This is a genomic window from Bradyrhizobium sp. P2_E8, assembly GCF_056403875.1.
On the sequence record NZ_JBFUES010000789.1, the window covers coordinates 1 to 3,591 of the forward strand.

Annotated in this window: 5 protein-coding genes; 3 read left to right on the forward strand and 2 right to left on the reverse strand. The window is 63.8% G+C overall.

Annotated elements, in window-relative coordinates:
• Together AC1D00_RS31825 and AC1D00_RS31830 are read right to left on the reverse strand one after the other, a co-directional pair.
• Nucleotides 1-388, reverse strand: a 388-nt coding sequence (locus AC1D00_RS31825) for an acyl-homoserine-lactone synthase (RefSeq protein WP_477013394.1), incomplete at its 3' end; no start/stop codon positions are given.
• Between the two features lie 83 nt (nt 389-471).
• Nucleotides 472-1,200: a helix-turn-helix transcriptional regulator gene (locus AC1D00_RS31830; protein WP_025575590.1), complete on the reverse strand. Its 729-nt coding sequence runs from the start codon at nt 1,198-1,200 to the stop codon at nt 472-474.
• 181 nt (nt 1,201-1,381) lie between these two features.
• On the opposite strand from AC1D00_RS31830, the gene AC1D00_RS31835 reads away from it, so the two are divergent.
• From AC1D00_RS31835 to AC1D00_RS31845, 3 genes are all read left to right on the forward strand, one after another.
• The gene (locus tag AC1D00_RS31835) at nt 1,382-1,558 is read left to right on the forward strand and encodes a hypothetical protein (RefSeq protein ID WP_167771068.1); all 177 of its coding nucleotides are present in this window, start codon (nt 1,382-1,384) and stop codon (nt 1,556-1,558) included.
• A 229-nt stretch (nt 1,559-1,787) separates the two neighbouring features.
• Entirely contained in the window at nt 1,788-2,726 is a 939-nt protein-coding gene (locus AC1D00_RS31840) for a LysR family transcriptional regulator (protein ID WP_025575592.1), read from the forward strand.
• Between the two features lie 155 nt (nt 2,727-2,881).
• The coding region (locus AC1D00_RS31845) for a shikimate dehydrogenase (protein ID WP_477013395.1) at nt 2,882-3,591 on the forward strand (710 nt) is incomplete at its 3' end.

Consider the following 3,591-nt stretch of genomic DNA (forward strand, 5'->3'; position numbering starts at 1 on the left):
GGCCGAGGCAGAACTCCTGCACCGCCGCCATCAGTTGCAGGTTGAGAGTGCCGTCGCGGCGATCGCGGACGACGAAGTAGCGCGACCATTCCCAGATCAGCGGATCTGAGGGGCAGCCGCGTACCGCCGCCAGGTGCGGGAAGACCTCGCTCATCATCGAGGGCTTGGTCGTCGGGTAGAGCCGGTGACCGCCGACGATGCGCCGGCCCTCCAGCGCAAGCAGATAGACGGTGTCCTCGTCGTCATAGGAATCGATCTCGCGGCCATCCGGCCTGCGCAGCGCCTCCCAATGGCGCTCCTCGACAAAGATCTCATGGCGCAGCCGGAAGTGCTGCTCGATTACGTCTTCGTATAAGTGGCGATTGACCGCGGAAATTGCATGAATCATGAAAACCCCCATTCAGCCTCAATGGGGGGCACCCTCTGCGAAAAGAGGCAGGCTCGATATTGGGAAATTTCCCAGTACGTCGCTCAGGGATTGATGATCTTGTGGCGAATCGCCAGCGCAACCGCATGCGTACGGTTGACAGCACCGAGCTTGCGCGCAGCGGTTGCAAGATGCTCTTCGGCGGTGCGCTGCGTGATGTGCAGGATCTCGCCGATTTCCCAAGCCGACTTGCCCTGCGAGGCCCAGGCGATCACCTCGCGCTCGCGCGGAGTGAGACGCGTCGACGGATACGGCGTCGGCTCGAGCAGACGGCGAATGTGGTCGAAGCCATACATCGCCATCAGGTGCAGGGCCGGCTTGCTGCGGGGATTGAGGTCCAGATGCACGCCGCCGAGCGACACCGCGGCTTCATAGCCGGTGAGTCCGTGGATCGGCACGATGAAGCCGCGCGACATGCGAAAATCGCCGGCGCGGTTCATCACCTCGGCCGCGTTCGGCTCGAGCTCGGCATCATACGGCGCCTCCGACCACTCGAACGGATTGACCGATTGCCGGCACAGCCGCACCACGGGATCGAAGCGGTCGTAATTGTTCTGGGTGTAGAGATTGAACCATCCCGCCGGCCAGCGCTTGGCGAGCACCATCTGCGCAAATCGCTGATCGGGGTTCGGCAATCCCGTCACGATGATGGTTTCGAAGCCGAAACGGCCGAAGGCCGTTTCAAGCGCGTCCATGGCGTCCGGTACCTTGCGATAGGTATCCAGGCCTTCGATGAAGTCGAGCGCTTCCCGGCCATAATCGACGGCGGACATCGGTGCGTTTCCTGACCCTCGCCGTCCGCTATAGCACGTATTCGGGGGCTGCCTCAATTCGCTGCTTCCGTAGTTCTCCGGTATCCACCCGCTCCGCAGCTTCAATCTACTTGTGGAAGAAGTGACGTCAAGTTACACCTGTGGCGTACAAAGCTGTGGCGTACAATGCGGGAAACCCACGATGGACGACGAGAACATCGCCCTCAACAGCGTGCTCGGCCTGGAATTGAACCGCGTGTTTTTCGCCGTGCGGGAAACGGCGAACAAGCAGAAGATCATCGAATTCGCGCGCGAGGTGCTGCAAAGCGAGTGCGCGGAGTTCGCGGACCGCGTGTCGCCCGAAGGGCCGGCGAGCTAGAAGCGCAGTTGCGGCAGACGCGAGAGTTGCTCGCGCGGATGCGACGTCCTTCCATTTGAACGCGCAGATTTTAGTCGAAACACTCCCACCGCGAAGTTCTCCCTTCTCCCGTGTTGGAGAACGTAAGAAACCCGCCGCTCCCGCTGACATTGACAGACACTTGCCGCTGGATGACATCACGGCTCTCGTGAGATGATCGCCGCCACGGTCTCTTCGGGATGCCAGGAACATGATGACACTGCGCCAGGTGGAAGTGATCCGTGCCGTGATGGTGACGGGCACCATTGGCGGTGCGGCGAAGCTGCTCAACGTCTCGGCGCCGGGGATCAGCCGCCTCGTCAAATACACTGAGCGCTCGCTCGGCATCCGCTTCTTCCAGCGCCAGAACGGCCGCTATTTCCCGACGCCGGAGGCCGAGAACATCTTCGAGCAGATCAACGGCGTCTACAAGAAGGTCGACGACCTCTCCGAGATCATCTCCAAGATCGGCCGCGGCGGCCTGTCGGAATTGCGCATCGGCTCGGTGCCGAGCATCTCGCAGGTGATGGTGCCGCGCGCGATCGAGCGCGTCCGGCGCCGCTATCCCGATCTCGGCATCGACATCAATGTCCTCAAGATCGAGGAAGCCATCGACTATCTGATGCTCGGCCGCGGCGAGTGCGTCGCGATGAGCTACCGGCTCGAGCATTCCGGGCTCGATTTCCTGCCGCTCGCCTCGGGCGAGCTCTATTGCATGGTGCCGCCCGGCCATGAACTCGCCGGCCGCAAGCAGGTCTCGGCCGCCGAGATCACCCGCTATCCGCTGATCGGCATCGATCCGAACGATCCCTACGGCCGGATCATGGCCGGGATCTTTGCGCGCAACCGGCTCGAATACAACATCACCATTCGCGCGCGCTTCGGCACCACGGTCTGCGCGCTGGTGAAAGCGGGCCTCGGCATCGCCGTCATCGACCAGTTCACGGTTGCCCATGGCGGCTATCCCGGGATCGAGCTGCTCAAGATCACCGAGCCGACGCGGTTCGAGACCTACATCGCGGTGAAGCGCGGCGCACCGTTGTCACTTCACGTCGAGTATTTCATCGAATCCCTGCGCGCCGAGATGCGCGCGGTCGAGCCCTCCCGCGGCAACGGCAGGGCTGCGCCTGCACGCGGACGGAAGAAATAACATGATGTTAGGTTAGCGGGACAAAAGGGTAATTGTGTTAGGCGAGGGAAAGGCTATCGTCGCATGCGGAAGCCACCTTGGAAGCCCCTAGCAATTGCGCAGGTTTCCCCGCTAATGGCCGGGACCGAACGCTCCCAACGAGACGATAGCGAACCATGTCGAAGCGCGGATACTCCGCCAGCAAGAAACTCCTCACCGGCCTGATCGGCGCGCCGATCGCGCATTCCGCTTCCCCTGCCATGCATGAGCGCGCCGCCGAGGCGCTCGGCCTGCGCGGCCATTACCAGCTCATCGAGGTCGCCGGCGCCGACGCCGCCGGGCTCGCCATGATGCTGGAAGGCGTGCGGCGGCTCGGCTTTGCCGGCGTCAACGTCACCTTTCCCTACAAGGAGGCCGTTGTCCCGCTGCTCGACGAGCTGGCGCCGGCTGCGGCGACCATGGCGGCGGTCAACACCGTCGTCGCCAGGGACGGCCGGCTGATCGGCCACAACACCGACACGACGGGCTTTGCGCGCGCGGTCGCACCGCTGCTGGCGCCGTCCGGAAATGCGGTGGCCGTGATCGGCACCGGCGGCGTCGGCAAGGCAATTGCCTTTGCGCTGGCGAGCCTGAAGGTGACTGACCTCCGAATCTTCGACAGCGAGCCGGCGCGCGCCGAAAAGCTCGCCGCGCTACTGGCCAAGCATGGTGGCGCGCGGGTGGCCACGAGCGTGGAAGACGCGCTCCGTGGCGCAACCGGCCTCGTCAACGGCACGCCGGTGGGAATGCTGCCGAACCGGGACACCCCGGTCCCCACCTCGCTGCTGCGCGAAAACCTGTGGGTCGCCGACGCCGTCTATTCGCCGCTGATCACGCCGCTGCTGGC